Annotated in this window: 7 protein-coding genes and 4 pseudogenes; 3 read left to right on the top strand and 8 right to left on the bottom strand. The window is 52.9% G+C overall.

Annotated elements, in window-relative coordinates:
• Positions 1–83: 83 nt before the first annotated feature.
• The gene (locus HB780_RS02410; protein WP_183686503.1) at positions 84–1,022 is read right to left on the bottom strand and encodes a hypothetical protein; all 939 of its coding nucleotides are present in this window, start codon (positions 1,020–1,022) and stop codon (positions 84–86) included.
• A gap of 796 nt (positions 1,023–1,818) precedes the next feature.
• Positions 1,819–2,604: pseudogene (locus tag HB780_RS02405) on the bottom strand (IS110 family transposase); the annotation flags it as partial.
• A 136-nt stretch (positions 2,605–2,740) separates the two neighbouring features.
• Between HB780_RS02405 and HB780_RS02400 the strand changes: the two are divergent.
• Positions 2,741–4,290, top strand: a pseudogene (locus HB780_RS02400) (ISL3 family transposase).
• 529 nt (positions 4,291–4,819) lie between these two features.
• Here the strand turns inward: HB780_RS02400 and HB780_RS02395 are convergent.
• Both HB780_RS02395 and HB780_RS02390 read right to left on the bottom strand, forming a co-directional pair.
• Positions 4,820–6,220, bottom strand: coding sequence for a glucosaminidase domain-containing protein (locus HB780_RS02395; RefSeq protein ID WP_183686501.1), 1,401 nt, complete (start codon positions 6,218–6,220; stop codon positions 4,820–4,822).
• A 333-nt stretch (positions 6,221–6,553) separates the two neighbouring features.
• Positions 6,554–6,828, bottom strand: a pseudogene (locus HB780_RS02390) (integrase core domain-containing protein); the annotation flags it as partial.
• A gap of 67 nt (positions 6,829–6,895) precedes the next feature.
• Here HB780_RS02390 and HB780_RS02385 point away from each other — a divergent pair.
• Positions 6,896–7,072 (top strand): annotated as a pseudogene (locus HB780_RS02385) (Tn3 family transposase); the annotation flags it as partial.
• Positions 7,073–7,228: 156 nt separating this feature from the next.
• On the opposite strand, the gene HB780_RS02380 reads toward HB780_RS02385, so the two are convergent.
• The 4 genes from HB780_RS02380 to HB780_RS02365 form a co-directional block, all read right to left on the bottom strand.
• A complete protein-coding gene (locus tag HB780_RS02380; protein WP_183686499.1) occupies positions 7,229–8,386 on the bottom strand; it encodes a glycoside hydrolase family 25 protein in 1,158 nt (385 codons plus the stop codon).
• Entirely contained in the window at positions 8,341–8,961 is a 621-nt protein-coding gene (locus HB780_RS02375) for a hypothetical protein (protein ID WP_183686497.1), read from the bottom strand. The genes HB780_RS02380 and HB780_RS02375 overlap by 46 nt, the downstream gene beginning before the upstream one ends.
• Before the next feature lie 185 nt (positions 8,962–9,146).
• Positions 9,147–10,109: a GH25 family lysozyme gene (locus HB780_RS02370; RefSeq protein ID WP_183686495.1), complete on the bottom strand. Its 963-nt coding sequence runs from the start codon at positions 10,107–10,109 to the stop codon at positions 9,147–9,149.
• A gap of 371 nt (positions 10,110–10,480) precedes the next feature.
• Positions 10,481–10,777 carry a hypothetical protein gene (locus HB780_RS02365; RefSeq protein WP_183686493.1) on the bottom strand — a complete coding sequence of 99 codons (297 nt, stop codon included), beginning with the start codon at positions 10,775–10,777 and terminating at the stop codon, positions 10,481–10,483.
• A 526-nt stretch (positions 10,778–11,303) separates the two neighbouring features.
• Here HB780_RS02365 and HB780_RS02360 point away from each other — a divergent pair.
• Positions 11,304–13,622, top strand: coding sequence for a hypothetical protein (locus HB780_RS02360; RefSeq protein WP_183686492.1), 2,319 nt, complete (start codon positions 11,304–11,306; stop codon positions 13,620–13,622).
• The last annotated feature ends 3 nt before the right edge of the window (positions 13,623–13,625 follow it).

Here is a 13,625-nt window from a genome sequence, read left to right as displayed (position 1 = left end):
TCAGCCCCCCGAGAATTGCGATTATCCTCCAACCAAATAGTGGAGGGGCGCACGAATATAGAACATTCCAAAAGCGGCGCCGACTATAATTCGGATGACCGTTGGACCTTGCCACGTCTGCGTCGGCTTCGATAGCTCAAGATGGAAGTTGCTGCCAGGACAACGAAATTCAAGATGCAGATGGGCAACCTCGAGCTGAGGTCACCTGGGACGTAGAAAAGCGGTGATACACCGAAAATCATGGTGTTAATCGTTTCAGCGGCGATGAGACTTAGTAGCGCAACATAAACGACAAGGGCACCACCTAGCGGGTTAAGACGATTTACAAGACCCGACCAGGTTAGCAGCAGAAGATGTGTTCCGAGCAGAAAAATGAATAGACCGAGCACTGTCCAGATTCCCCAACCCCAAATCGTCACAAGAATGTTGCCAACGCTTGTCCTAAAGCGAGTGACGGGATTGGGTGTTTCCTCCAAAGATGCGAGATTGGCGATGTGCATATCCCAGGCGATTGGTGCCGGGTCGTCAAATTTTTGGGCAGAAATTATCGCTTCCGGTGCCGTCAGATAGACGGTTACGTTCAAAGCTTCGCCTGGATTCAACAAAATTGGCGGCGAGTCGAACTCGTTATCGCTTTGCCTTGCCCATGAAGCCACGACACCATGCGCGAGTTCGTATTTTGAACGACCGATCGCGACGATTTGCCAAGGTTGCTTTGAGACTAGTTTCATGTTCCCGAAAAAGTCTGAAGGCAGGATCGGAACGTTGCTACTGTTGGTAATCGACGTTTGGTAGAAAATAAGCCGATCGACATTTTGCCCTTCGCTGCTCACCGAGACATTGAGATCAACTTTTGTCTCTTTCAGGTCCGATAGCGGATCGGTTGGACCGGTATATTCAACCTCAACTTTCTTTGGAATATTAGTTCCGCTAGACTGGAATGTCGTCGAGATGACGACGGCAAAGATGGTAACAATCAAAGATACAACGGCGGCTGTAGTTTGGATCGTTTGGTGGTTCATACCTCAGCTCACATCCAATCTCTGCAGGATTAACAGATCGACGCTTTCAAACAGCTATATACGCTGCAACTTGCGCGCTGAACATCGGCGGACACCCCTGGAAGGGTAAAAGGAAGCTGAATCTCGTGCAAAATTCACCGAGGTTGCCATTCTACCGGAGCCGATCGCCCGGCATGAAAAGCAATATTTTTCATTGCCCTGTCTCAATTCCGACCTGGTCAGCAGCAAGGCGAAAGACACGGCAATTTGTGGCGGAACTCGTAGTTCGAAATTGAGAGCGGTATCCGTATCGAGTGCGGAAGCGCTGAGCAATGGCGCCGTCCACATCAAAGGTCATGCTTGCATAATGACCCGCGCGAGCAAAGGCCTGGATTGGTGCAGGCATTAGCTGAGTAGATTCCCTCGGTTTGGAGGCGATGATGCACGTTTGGGATGTTTACGTTCGCAAGTCGTATCGTGTATAGGGTGTGCAACTAATGAGACGGGGCTTGGGGCAGCATGTCGACTGAAGTATATCTCGAGGCGGGACTTCCGCCCCTACCCGAGGATCTGCTTCTGGCCCGGGACCGTGGTGACGTGCTATTCGTCGTCGGAGCCGGCGCGTCTTATCCTGCGCCATCCTCCTTGGGGTCAGAACAAGATTAGTGCGAAATCGTACGTTTAGCCGAGGAAGTGATGCTCGAGATCGATATTCGTTCCCAAAACTGGGCCCTAAAAGCATTTCACCCTAAAACTTCATATTCAGTACAGGCGACAAACTACGGAAAATATGGACGAATTTGATTAACGTACGATTTCGCACTAATCTTGTTCTGCCCCCTTTCGGCGTGATGCCGATCCAGGCGGCCAGATCCCGCCCGGTTCGGAAGGCTGCCGGATCTTGAACGGCGGCGCGAACAGTTGCTGCAATAATAGGGCCGACGCCGGGGATCGTCGTCAGCCGACGAGCGGTATCATCAGCTTTCACTGCTGCGATAATCTTGCCGTCGAGCACCTCAACCCTTTCTGTGAGCCTTTCGATCTGATCGGCCATCTCTGACAGCGCGGCCCGAGCCGAGTTCGGCAGACGATCATCTCCATCGTCACGCAAAATGGTGATGAGCTTGGCAATGCTTGTCATTCCAGTTGCAGCGATGATCCCGAGCTCGGCCATGTGGCCCCGCATGGCATTGGCCGTCTGGCTTCGCTGACGCACCAGTAACTCTCGGGTCTTCAAAACTATCCCGGCAGCTTGCTCCTCTGGTGACTTGACGGGAACAAAGCGCATTGTAGGGCGCGTGACCGCCTCGCAGATTGCCTCAGCATCAGCTGCGTCGGTCTTGTTTCGCTTGACGTAGGGCTTCACATAGGCCGGAGGCATCAATCGCACCGTATGACCGAATTCACCAATCGCGTTGGCCCAGTAGTGGGCACTCCCGCATGCTTCCATTCCGACAAGACATGGTTCGGTGTTGCGGAAGAACTCCAACAATTGTGATCGCCGCAAAGCACGTCGGACAGCGACATGTCCATCTTCCGTAATGGCATGAACCTGAAAGACTGACTTAGCCAGATCCAGTCCGATTGTGGTAATCTTCTCCATGGAACGGTTCCTTCTATCTTGTGGCGATTGGCGTCACCACAGTAGGCATCCTCGATGCCGGTGCGAAGGGCCGTTCCACACCATCATTTGCTGCTGTTACGGATGATGCTTTTGCTGATTCATCGGAGGATCAGCTATGCAACGACGATTTCAACGCGCGAGCCTCGCGCCGTCCGGATTTGCAGTCGATGAAGTGGCGGTTGTTGCAGAGTGCGTTCAAGTTCGGCTGCGATCGCGCGCTCCATCAGGAATTTGCCCAGCCTGCGGGCGACAGAGCCGACGAGTTCAAAGCCGATATCTGCGCCGGCCCGCTGACCTGCCCATCAGCGGTCGGCGAGTCGAGCTGGCAATCGTGGCGCGTCGGTTCTGGTGCGATGCCGTGCTATGCGGACGGCGCATCTTTTGCGAACAGTTCGATAATGGCGTGTTGGCACGTTACGGTCGGCGCACCCAGCGGTTGGAGACCATCGTCCACCACCTTGGCTTGGCACTCGGCGGCAGACCGGCGGCCTTTGCCAATCGTCTGATGGTGCCAGTGAGCAACGACACACTGTTGCGGGTGGTTCGCCGCCGTATTGCCGATCAAAACAATGAACTCACCGTCATAGGCATTGATGATTTTGCCTTCAGGCGGGGCCAAACCTATGGGACGATCGTCTGCGATCTGGAGCGGCGGAAGCCCGTCACCCTGTTACCGGATCGAGCATTGGATACGTCTCGAGCGTGGCTTGCCGAGCATCAGTCGATCTCCATCGTCGCTCGCGATCGGGGTGGCGGCTATGGTGAGGCTATCGCAAAGGCCTTACCTGATGCTGAGCAGGTTGCCGACCGCTGGCATCTGATGGAGAATTCCAGCCGAGCGTTCCTCGATGCTGTCGGCAAGTCGATGCGCCAGATCAGGCAGGCGGTCGGCAGCAATGTCATTGATCCCAAGCTTTTGACCTACGCTGAGAAACTGCAGTACGAGGGATATCTGCGCCGTCAGGAAACAAACGAGGCGATCCGGGAGCTGTCGAAGAAAGGAACCTCAATTCGACAGATCGTTCGGCAAACCGGTCATAGCCGGAAGATTGTCCGCGACGTTTTGAGGGGCCAACGCCTCGATATGTTTCGAACACGGCCCAGCTCACTGGATAGCTGGTTACCGTGGCTCAACAGCCGCTGGGAGGAGGGCGCACGAAACGCCTACTCTGGCGCGAGATGAAAGCGAAGGGCTTTCCGGGGCAAAGCGGGGTCGTCTCGCAATGGGCTCAGCGTCGACGTCTTGCGGAGAAGGCCAACCAGAGCGGGCTTGCGCGAACACCGTCAGCGCGGGCCATCGCCCGGTTGATGACAACCGCACGCGATGACTTGGCAAAATCCGAGGCTATCCTGGTGGCGGCAATCGAAGTGAACGTTCCGGAACTAATCGTTGCCCGCACGACCATTGGCGACTTCCAATCCATGATCCGCTCCAAGACGACACGAAAGCTCGATGAATGGCTTGAAGCAGCTAAAAACAGCCTGGTCGGATCGTTTGCTGGTGGGGTTGAAAAAGACCTCAATGCCGTAAGAAACGCAATCATCTCACCTTGGTCGAACGGACAGACGGAGGGTCAGATTACGCGACTGAAGCTCATCAAACGCCAGATGTACGGGAGAGCAAAACTCGATCTGCTGCAGGCGCGTTTGATCGGCGCGTCGTAGGGGATGAACATCAGCAAAAAGCGCGTCAGAGCCAATTCTCGATGGAAATATCCTGTGCCGCCGGGTCACTTCTCAGTGGAAATCAACAGCCTGCACTCCGACTATGGGAAAAAGCTGAAGACCGATCCCCGGAAAGCGATGTCAGTTACGCAGGTGATGCGGACGAGAGTGCAAAACCTGCTAGCCGATCCCAAATCCGGGGCGAATATGAATCGCTCTTCGATCTAAGAAGCGCTTATGTCCATGGCCGATCGATGGCGCCAATATCGAGTGAAGACCGACGTCGCGCACGCCGGCTAGCCCGCTCGGTTGTCTTGGCTTTGGTCGATCTTGCGTCAAGCCAAGCGGAGAATATTGATCGCGAGACGTATCTGAATGGACTGCTTTCTCTATAAGTCTAAATCGGGCGATTCGGTCAGCATCATGGTCACTCGACTGTCGCATTACTAAATAGCCGCTACACTGCCATCACAGATAAAGGTTCTACTATGGAACTGGTAGCTAGCCTGCGTGGCCAGCTACCAGAACGTCAACGCTTACTCCCGAAAAGCCGCTCTGCTTGAATGTTGAGCAATGCGTTGACACCGTCGTCCAGGCCAGTGAGATAAGATAATTGGTTGATCCGTGCCCATTCATCACCCGTGGGAGACTTGCCGGTGAAATCGCTATATTCTTGTAGCTTTAAAGCGGATACCCGTGCGACGAATCTGTATCTTTCCACCGCCGATTTTGAGTACTGCTCCTGATCAGAAATAGAAAACGCTTGAGTTGAACAGACCGAGGGCAGCGCTTTCAGCTTAACTGTAACACCATGCCTGAAAAAAATGTTGTTGTTCACTGTCGCTTTGGTGCAGCCCCCCGCGCTACCAATCTCAATCACGTTCCCCGAAACAGGAAACTGAGCGTTGTTACTTTCATAAAGCCCTTCAGTTTCAGAGCTCCCGGTTCGAAAAAGTCGCGTGGCACACGCGGACTGATCTGAAGCATCGGCCCGAATACATGCAAAAGCTGTCCATGCTGCAACCTGTTCTGCCGTAGGATGGAGGGTGTATACAAGGCCTTTCAGCACGTTGGGGCTTGTGATCTGGTAAATACACCGCTTGACCGGATAGCCTTCATACTCGGGGTAGTCTTTCTGAATGCTTCCACCACCATCAATGCAATTGTCCATAGTGCGCGCGCCAGGAGCAAGATCCCGTTTGGCAAGTTTAATTACTGTTTTATACGCGATACTGTCGACTATATGTGCATAACGATTCTCGCCCTTCACCGGCGGGGGTGCGAGCCGATACAAGTTAAGCTTAGGATTGATGAAATCCGCAGGCGAAATTGGATCATTCATGACCCGTTTAAGCGTGCTGCGATACAGCCAAGGCTTGCCGTTGTAACGTGGCGCTATTGCGTCAATCCAAAGTCTGGCTGCGAGAGCCGGATCGATCCCTTCCTTGAGATCCGCCTGATAGCGAGCGGTGTCTTTCTGGTAATTTCTGCCCTTCGCTAACCGTTCGGCAACGGCGGACATTGAGGCTTCAAGAGAATTGAACTTCACATAAAACGCGTTGGGATCAGTGTCTAACGGCTGGCATTTAAGATGATATGCGCTGCCCGCGCCCTCTTCACCCTTCCAGCCGAAAAAGTTGTTGGCGAACACAGCTATCCTTGTCCAACCGTAGCCAGATTCGACCGCAGCCATCGCAGTGATCGCCGGTGCTGGAACGCCATAGCTTTTTTCCAGATCAACAGCGATTTTGGACGCCTTGTCTACAAATGCCACTCGTTCAGCATCAGTAGGATGTCCTGGAGCAGGAGCATAGCATTCCCATTTCGGATCATTTTCATCGGCTGCATTTTGAGCAAACGCCGTCTCTACACAGAATGACAAAGTTAAAGAGAGCGTCATGAAGAAAAATGCTAATGGATATTTCAACATATAATTCTCCAATGACACTCAAGATGTAGTTCTTGAGATTAGGACTCTGAACGGGAGCCCTCTACATACAATGATCTTAATTGGATTGGCAGCCTGCGTTGTAATTATTTTAACGCGTTTTCGCCGAAAAGTTGCTCGAAGCGCTCTCTGAGCATCTTAATTAGAAGCTCGATTCCGGACACTCGATAGTGTCGGCCAGGATTGCCAGATTGCGCCGATCCTCCTCGGTTCCATATGCGATGATGCCTTTTTCTCTCGTCTTGCTCATGCTTGCATGCTCCAGTCGACCGTTGCTACCCTGGTGGAGTGCTCCCCGTTTCACCGGACAGTCGGCTAGTTTGATTTAGCCCTGATGAGCGGCCGAGGGGAAGCCATCTTGAGCGCGGAATGTGGATGGATCTCGTTGCAGTCCTCGATCCATCCATCGATCTGCCGGAGCGCGGTGTCGGCGTCCGGAAGCGGTGATAGCGGATGTAGTGCCGCTTCAGGGTTTTGACGAAGGCTTCAGACACGCCGTTGGACTGCGGGCTGGCAACCGGCGTGAAGCATGGTGTCAGATTGACAGGCTGAGCAAAGAGCCTGGTCTCCTTTGCCGTGTAGGCCAAGCGCTGATCGTCTATAAGGGGGTGAAGATTGGACGCCGATAAGGGGTCAACATTCCGCGCCGATTGACACCTTAATCTGCTGACCGCCATAATAATCTATTGGAACACCTGGAAACTCGGAGAGATCGTGGCCGAGCAAATCGCCGCCGGCGAACTGATCGACCCAAGCTTGCTGCCACACGTCTCACCGCTTGGATGGGAACACATAACACTCACCGGGGAATATCGATGGCCGTCCCTAAGGTAGTATATCGCCCTCTCCCGCAAATGACCCCGATAAGGCGATCGAGGCCCGTCTTTGGTCTGTAGAGGGCTTTGAAAAGGATCGCTGCGAATATGGCCGCGTGATGTAGGTTCGCCTGTCCGACTACCATATGTCTCCGGATGTTTTGTCTAGCTATCTCTAAAAGTGAAATATCTCGTGAATGGCGGCAGCCGCTGGCTCTGTGATGGCTTTTACTGCCGCGTTCGCGGCTGGCAAGAACGACGGTAGAGCTGCTTGGAGGGCAACATTTTGCGTTCCCGACGCAAAGTCACGAAATTCTTGGTCGGAACCAAAGAAGACGCTCACATCGAATGTCTTTCCGGGAATACCATCAAACGTACCATGGTCCGTGTATTGCCAAAACGTCCAAGGAGTATGAATGGGCAGAGAGGGTGTTCCTTGTGCTACTCTACTCTTGCTGTAGTCCATTATCCACAGTGGATAAATTCCGAAACTATCATCTATGATTGGATAGGCTTTTACAAAAGCCGAGGCCGTAGTAATGACCGGCATCTTTCCGTAGTATATCGTGAGCTTCTGAAGCAGGCTACGAAAATTTTCCCGGATCACCTCGTTGCTATTACAGTCTGTTGGCTCCACAAAGCCTCCTGCCGCTATGACCTTCCATTCCAAATCGACCGCAATAGGAAGATCAATACTTTTTGGTACGTTTTCTATAATTGCTTGAAATTGTTGATCCGGTCCCTCGCAATAGTCAAAAAAGTGATAAGCGCCTGCTGGTAGCCCACTTGCTGTTGCATCTTTCAAATATCCGCCGAAGCGGGCATCCTTAAATTTTGTTCCTTGCGTAGCTTTAAGATATGCAAACTTTACTCCTGAGGATTTGAGTTTCTGAAAATCGACATCGCCCGAAGCATGGGATAAATCTATGCCCCGTACCGAATAATACTCTGGCGTGTGGACGACAGTGACGTTCGGTCGGCCTACTACCGCGCTACCAGTCAAGGTAACATTCCCGATATCAAGGCCATTTGCAGCAGTGACTTTGGCCGGAACTATGAAGCGAAAAGCGGCTTTCCTCTGCCCTTCGTAAGAGACTGTATCCATTACGAATGGTGGATAAGGCTCGTCAGGTTTCTCTGGATTGCGAGCGGATTGATGCTCCTCATTAATTCTGTCGATGATTTCGCGAAGTTTGGGTGTGAATTGTGCGAAACTAACAACGGCCGAGGCGGTATCATCTGCTGGTAGCTGACTAGTTGCTGCTGACCAGTGGTCGACTGTTGAGATCAAATCTTGAAAAAAAGGGTGCCACTTTCCTTGGGGAGGATCCATGCTTGCGTTCGATTAGGCGCGGCCGCTGCGATCCACGCCGATGGTCCTGGGGTGTAGTCGTCGGCTAGTCCCGGTCCCCGTAACACACTACCCGAGTAGCATGATCCTAACAGTGCGACCATCGATCGGGTATAGGGAGAAAGGTCTGCAAGAAGACCGCGTAGTTCTGCTAACGAGAAGCGGTGGTCATAATTCAAGTCGCCTTCATCTTCTAGCTTGCTTAGCGCCAAAGCGCCAGTTGCTTCGCTTGATGGAGGCTGCCAACCGTGGCCATCAAATATAAACATAAATCGGATCTGTTGGCCATTTTGGGACGCAGATATGAATTTAGGCAGGTAATACTCGGTGAAAATTTTTCGAATTGTCTGGGCATTCGCCTCACCATTCTCTAGGACCAATGCTTCGTCAAAGCCTTGAGATTTAACAAAACTAAGCAACGATGATTGCTCGTTTTCGACCCCTTTTAGCTCCGAAGTAATCGCATCGGAGAAATTATAATCCCATACCGAAATAACGAAAGCGTAGCTCCTAATTTTGGAGTCTTGTGTATCGTTCAACCCCATCGCATCCTTCACGCGATTGTCCACGTGCCGATTTGGGTCGTTCTGGGAACTGAAGGGAAAGCGACCCAAATATTGGCACCAACTTGGGTCTGCCACACCCACCGCAATATTAGAGCAGTCATCCGCGCATGCCGCCTTGCAGCAGGAAAAAAGGGCAATGGCAGCTATCAACGCGATGATGTGTCCCTTGGCCCTCATTACGAGATTCCGAAGGCATTTTTGAAGTCGCCCTCACTGCCATAAAATACCGACGAATCGAGTGTTCCGTCGTACGCTCCCAAGGCACGTGCTGAATCCGAAAATTGCCAGATGGCTGCCTTCGAGGAATTGTCCGGCAGAAGCGGTTTCTCGTCAAGCTTCCTTTGCGGGTTGTAATCGAAAACCCAAAGAGGATATTTTTCCAACTCCTTGAAGCGATCAATTGGAACCGTTTTTGCGGAGAACCAGGATTTCCCAGTGTACAAGATTGGGTTTTTCCCCGTGGCTTTTGTCAATCGCTCCATACACGCATGGACCGTATCGAGGATAAAATTGGCGCCTTTTCCCTCCCAATGATCTGCCTTGCCGGTGCTCTTGTAGACATCCCATTCGAGATCGACACCTGGCGCCATATCACCATTTACCGTACCCCCGGCGCGTTCAAGTTCGCTAAGAAACCATTCAGCCTGCTGCTTTCCATCCCCGTCTGCCGTCAGAAAGTGATAAGCCCCCCGGAAAACTGCCTGGTCTCCCTGGAACTGGGCGGCTCGCTTCCAGAATGCAGCGAAGTTAGCATCTCGGTACCTAAGCCCTTGGCTGGCTTTCATTTGCACGAACCGAACCTTCTTGTCCCTCAGTTCGCTAAATGAAAAAGAGGGGGCAGTGTAGTGGCTTATGTCCACTCCAAACAGCATCGGCTTTGTGCGAGGCTTCGATGTGTCCGTCCTACAGACCTTCTGTGCGTCGAGGGTGCAGTCATAAGTTACATCTTGCGGGAACTGAAATACCGCGGGAATTGATAGTGTTTGATTTTCCCCTCCGTTCTCAGCTAGCCACGGCAAGACAACAAAATCTTTGAATATCTGCCCTCGTGAAAGATCATCGCTGAGGTCGATGCCATTATCATCTGCAGAAGCAGAGACATTTGATCCAACAATGGCCGCGGAAATAGTCGAAGCCATGAATGCTCTTCTCGAAATAGCACTAGGCATAGTAAATCCTATCGCTAACGGTGTTAAATTCGTATCTGTGGCATGCATTACTGCGAGCGATGTATATGTGCGCGCTTAGTTTGCGCTCGTCAATTGACTCCATTGTGGTATTGGTTCCGGCAATATTGTTGCCGACAGTTATAATAGACGATAAAACAGTGCCTTAGTTACCGCCAGCTGCATCGTGCAAGAAGAGACCAAGACGAATTTTTCCGTAGGCGCGAGCAACGTGATCGAGTTCGCTCTGTGAGACGGAAGCAACGAATAGTCTCGTAAGGCCTTCCGCCATACCCCATGCGAAGTGCGATTTCGATCATGTAGCTTTCGAAGAAAGTCCGGATCTAGCTGTTGACCACGGCCCTGTTTCCGTTCGTGAAGTTCTGTATCGCCTGGCGTAGATGCCCTTTGGTCGTCACTAGAGAATGACGGTCAAGGAGCAGGGCGATTTCGCTTTCTGCTTCGTTGAAATCGAGCGCCGGTACGTCGACGGGGTAGATCTTGCTCAGCGACCTCACGATCTCCACCTCGTCCGTCCGCCAGCTCCGACGCGCAGGAACCCGCACTTCCGTTTCGACGATCTCAAATCCGTCTATGTGCAATCCAGCAACAAGTTTAATCCAGCCGGTGTCCTGTCGCATGAGCCTGAAACCCAACGAGCAGGCAAACTGTTGTCATGACTGCGAATGTTTTGAGTTGCATGTCCTGCCCCCTATGAGTAGTCAGAATCAATCTCAGGTTTAAATAGTTGTCAGTATGTTCCTTGCGTTACCTTTGGTATCGGGGACGCATCAAGATCCTGGATCGCTTCAACTCGCTCTCGCTCATCCGATCACCTACGCGTTCAAAATGGAATCGACATTTATCCGGCTAGCTTCTCGGAGATTTAGCAGTGGCGGCTCGGTTGTTACCAGACCAAATCCTGCGCTAACCTTCTCGTTTGCTTTGTATTGCATAAGCCAGCCGTGAGGGACGCACAAATTAAATTGCAACGAAGCGCATCGCCCATCAAATTTACTGTTGATTGACCACGACGATCCGATGTTGTTTACTCTCATTACGCGAATTTTGCGTGCGGGGTGGGGGAGCAGGCCGGTGCAAAATGTTCGACGACGTCTACGCATGTGCTGTGATCTTGTCCGCCCATCAGGCCAGCAACGATCGCTGTTGGGACTCACGCTCGGTGTCCTAGGAATTTTTCTCATTGTAACGTCGGCCTCAGCGCGGGCCACGGACTTTTCAGCATCGGCTGCGGATAGTCTGATTGGACCTTCGGTATTCAGAGCTGATATTGTTCAGACCCTGGATTGCGGCGAGTCAGCGATTTCCTGCGACGGCCCGTTGAATTTCATCTCTCTGATGAATGCCAAGGCAGCAACAGTCGGCCATGCAGACAAGACCGCAAATCCATTCAATCTCGGCATCGCAGATCGGGTACTGAAGTCCGTGTCTCAGCAGATCGACGAACTGCGGAAAAGCGATGGTGCCAACGACGGGACTCAAATGGATTTGCGGTTCCTGTCACATCCGGACTCCAAGGCCGAGCTTGTCGGCGTAGTCAACAGGATGGACAGACAATTCATAAAGGACTCTGGAAGCGATCTATCGGCTGCTCAGCAGGGATGTGGCGAGATTGCTGTCATTTATAGATTTGGCTACACGCTGAGGAACGGAGCCCAGAAATCCCGTCTGCCGATAACGATGAATCTGGTGTTTCCAGCGCTGCCCGGAGCTGCGGGTTCGAAGGTCACCTGCCAGGAGGTTGCGAAGCGATGGGATGCTTATGTGCAAGACGAGGCGGCAGGCCGAAGATGGACTCCCGCCATGCTGCTGGATCCGGCAAGCGGCCCCGTGGCTCTCATCAGAGGTGAGGATCTTCTTCGACTTGAATTGAACATCCAGGTTTATCGCTTTCCGGCAGGTGACGGAGACCATGCACACGGCTTTGGTTCACAAGCCAAATATCTCATGCGCGTGTTTCAATGGGTTGCCAAAGACAAGCTCCTTGAGCCGCTTGCGCTCACCAACGAAATCGATCGCTCGCGCCTTCTATGCGCGACAAATGACGCGACCGTTGCCTGTCTTGACAAGAAGCGCCTTCGGGAAAAGCTGGTAACCTATCTTCAACGTCCGGCCGTCGTCTCCTCCATCGACAAGGGGACGCTGAACATCCCAAGTGAATATCTCGCTTTTTCGGCATCTTCGATTTCCCCCGGAGGCAACACTCGCTCCGAGAACCAACTGTTCTGGAAGGCAAATTCAGCTTCTCACGAAATCATCAGCGACGGCGAGATAAAGGCCGCGATCGAGGCGTTCAAGGCGACGGGCCAGAAAACGAGCTTCATAAAGTCGCCCGACGATTTCAGAACCCGCCTGAACGAGAGCACCTGTACCGTATGCCATCAAACACGAGCGATCGCCGGGTTTCATTTCCCGGGACAAGACAGGGCCGACACTCCGAATGAAAATGCGGTGGCGCTGGCCGGTTCTCCGTTGTTTTACGGCGATCAACCGCGACGGCGCAGGATCGTTTCACTGATGGCGTCCCGGCCGGATGCAAGGCTGACCGAATACGAGCTCGCCGCCAGCTATTCGTCCCGGCCGCTCAACAGTTTCGCCGCGGAACTCGAAGGCACTCAGCTTCTTGGCGGCTGGGGAGGGGCATGTGTATTGCCAGATGCGCTAGCGACGACCCAGAGGCAGTGGGTTTGCCAACCGCAATTTGAGTGCCGCCGTCTCTTCAAGACGACGAACGAGCCAGCGGTCGGTACGTGCGTTCCCCATGCCGGGCAGACGCAGGTTGGCGATCCCCTTCAGATTGGCCGGATCGTCACGACGAGATTTGCTACAGACCGTTATGAAAGGATCGAGCCGCCCTTGGCCGATGGCGCGCCCACGGTCATTCCTTCTTCGGTGCTGCCCAAGGATCCTCCAGCTGGCAATTCGTTTTATGGTGCGCATCAGGAGTACAACGAGGGTGTAAGAAATCCCGTATCCAGGGATGACATTCGAGATCAGCAGACCGGCGGTTTCCCCGCCGGAATGCTTCGTCTTTCGGAGTGTGTCGGTCTACCCGATCAGGCGACATGCGGCATGATCGCGTCCACGGGCTTCAACACCTGCGTGTCGCGAATAGCCAATTCTGGCGAAGGAAGAACGACCCTGTCTCAATGTTTCGCGACCTTTACGTCGCTCGCAGGACTGCGAGCCTGTGACGTCGCATCGCCCTGCCGAGACGATTATATCTGCGTAAAGCCGATGGCGGAGAGCGGGCCGAGCGCGATCTCAAAGTTCAATGAACGAGCCGAGCTTCTCGCGCGCGGCTCCCTCTTTCACGAGGTGGTTGGACGCAACTACAGCAAATCTGACTACTACGGGCAGACGAAGCCGGACGCGACATGGCTGGCGAGGAATGACAAACGAGGCGTGTGCATTCCACCTTACTTCGTCTTCCAGTTTCGCTCAGACATGCACCCGAAGCCTTGACCA

The sequence above is a fragment of the Rhizobium lusitanum genome, assembly GCF_014189535.1.
In the GTDB taxonomy this organism is placed as follows: domain Bacteria; phylum Pseudomonadota; class Alphaproteobacteria; order Rhizobiales; family Rhizobiaceae; genus Rhizobium; species Rhizobium lusitanum_C.
The sequence above is the reverse complement of the archived record's forward strand: the minus strand, read 5'-3'. Positions and strand labels throughout refer to the sequence as shown.